The sequence below is a fragment of the uncultured Methylobacterium sp. genome (assembly GCF_964244095.1).
Taxonomy (GTDB): Bacteria; Pseudomonadota; Alphaproteobacteria; order Rhizobiales; family Beijerinckiaceae; genus Methylobacterium.
Genome location: NZ_CAXTHR010000279.1, coordinates 1 through 2,288, shown reverse-complemented (window position 1 = coordinate 2,288; position 2,288 = coordinate 1). Strand labels below are relative to the sequence as shown.

General features: G+C 70.7%; 2 protein-coding genes. One reads left to right on the top strand and one right to left on the bottom strand.

The window, feature by feature from the left end; translation table 11 throughout:
• On the bottom strand, nt 1–863 hold an 863-nt coding region (locus ACFE86_RS22515; RefSeq protein WP_375457529.1), incomplete at its 3' end, for an anhydro-N-acetylmuramic acid kinase.
• 153 nt (nt 864–1,016) lie between these two features.
• Here ACFE86_RS22515 and tyrS point away from each other — a divergent pair.
• Nucleotides 1,017–2,288, top strand: coding sequence for a tyrosine--tRNA ligase (tyrS, locus tag ACFE86_RS22510; protein WP_375457528.1), 1,272 nt, complete (start codon nt 1,017–1,019; stop codon nt 2,286–2,288).

Here is a 2,288-nt window from a genome sequence, read left to right as displayed (position 1 = left end):
ACCGCGCGGGCGGTGAAGGCGGTGAGCGTCGCGGCCCCGTCCTCGGTGGAGAGCTGGCCCGCGAGCTTGTGCGAGAACCAGTTGCGGTCGAGGGACTTGGGCGGGCGCCGGACGAAGAACGGGTGGGTCAGGAGCCACGCCAGCAGCGGCTCGTCGGCGCGCCCGCGGGCGGCGGTGCGGCCGCCGTCGTCGAGGTTCCTGCCCGTGCGCTCCTGCATCCATTCGTCGATCAGCGCGTTGCCCGGCCCGGTGTCGAAGGCGACGACGCCGCCGCGGGAATCGATCAGGGTCGCGTTGGCGACGCCGCCGATGTTGAGGATGCCGAAGGCGCCCTCGAAGCCCGATGCGGCGGCGAGCGCCTGATGGAACACCGGCACCAGCGGCGCGCCCTGCCCGCCGGCCTCGATGTCGGCGCGGCGGAGATCCGAGACCACCGGGATGCGCAGGCGGTCGGCCAGCGCCTGGCCGTCGCCGACCTGGATCGAGATGCGCTGGTCGGGCCGGTGGATCACCGTCTGGCCGTGGAAGCCGATCACGTCGATGTCGGCGGCCGAGAGCCTGTTCTCGGCGAGGAACTGCTCGACCGCCTCGGCGTGCGCCTCAGTGACGAAGGCTTCCGCCTCCGGCAGCCGGCCGGGGCGGTCGGCCGGCGCGACCACGCCCTCGGCGTCCTTGGTGGCGGCGCGCAGCAGCGCCTTCTCGTCGTCGGAATAGCCGCGGTAGCCCGTCGGCCCGAGCGGTTCGAGGAAGTTGTTGCGGCTCCGGACCACGTGGACCGTCTCGCCGTCGGTCTCGATCAGGGCCACGTCCACGCCGTCGAGGGACGTGCCGCTCATCAGGCCGATCGCGCGCATCATGGTCATGGCCTATCCCCGTGCCTTTCGCCCCGTGCCTTTCGCCGGCCGCCCTGCTATGAGCCGCCTGATGCCCTTTTGCGAGCGGACGCGCCAGCACGCGGGCGTCGCCCCGTCCGGCGGCGAGCCGTTCCGCTTCCCATCGAGAAGCCTGACCCGATCATGACCGCCGAGCCTTTCGCGCCGAGATCCGAGTTCCTCAAGGTGCTCACGGAGCGCGGCTACGTCCACCAATGCTCGGACTTCGCCGCCGTCGATGCGGCGGCGGCCGAAGGCCGGCTCACCTGTTACGTCGGCTACGACTGCACGGCCGCCTCGCTGCATATCGGCCACCTGCTCTCGATCATGATGCTGCACTGGCTGCAGAAGAGCGGCGGCCGGCCGATCGTCCTGATGGGCGGCGGCACCACCCGCGTCGGCGACCCGTCGGGGCGGGACGAATCACGAAAGATCCTGTCGCTGGAGCAGATCGAGGCCAACAAGGCCGGTATCCAGAAGACCTTCGCCCGGTTCCTCGACTTCGGCGGGGCGGCCGACGGCGCGCTGATGGCCGACAACGCCGAGTGGCTGACGACGCTCAACTACATCGCGATGCTGCGCGACGTCGGCCGGCACTTCTCGATCAACCGCATGATGACGATGGACAGCGTGCGGATGCGGCTGGAGCGCGACCAGGAGCTCTCGTTCCTGGAGTTCAACTACATGATCCTCCAGTCCTACGATTTCGTCGAGCTCAACCGCCGCCACGGCTGCACGATGCAGATGGGCGGCTCGGACCAGTGGGGCAACATCGTCACCGGGATCGACCTCGGCCGCCGCATGGGCGTGCCGGGCCTGCTCGGGCTGACCTGCCCGCTGCTCACCACGGCGTCGGGCGCGAAGATGGGCAAGACCGCGGCCGGCGCGGTCTGGCTCGATGCGCAGATGCTGAGCCCGTACGATTACTGGCAGTTCTGGCGCAACACCGAGGACGCCGACGTCGGCCGCTTCCTCAAGCTGTTCACGCTCCTGCCGCTCGACGAGATCGCCGACCTCTCGGGCCGCGGCGGCGCCGGCATCAACGCGGCCAAGATCCGCCTCGCCACGGAAGCCACCGCGCTGATGCACGGCCGCGCGGCGGCGGACGCGGCCGCCGAGACCGCGCGCAAGACCTTCGTCGAGGGGACGGTGGCGGCCGATCTCCCGAGCGTCACCGTCTCGCGCGACCTCGTCGATGCGGGCCTCGGCGTGCTCTCCGCCTTCGGGCCGGAATACGCCAAGCTCGTGCCCTCGACGAGCGAGGCACGCCGCCAGATCAAGAGCGGGGGCCTGCGCATCAACGACGTGGTGCTCACCGACGAGCGCGCCGTGCTGCGCACCGCGGACTTCGCCAACGACGGCGTGCTCAAGCTCTCGTTCGGCCGCAAGAGGCACGTGCTGCTGCGGGTGGCGTGA

What these genes read in the sequence shown, in the direction of transcription:
- tyrS (WP_375457528.1), top strand. Translation starts at nt 1,017, where the DNA reads ATGACCGCCGAGCCTTTCGCGCCGAGATCCGAGTTCCTCAAGGTGCTC.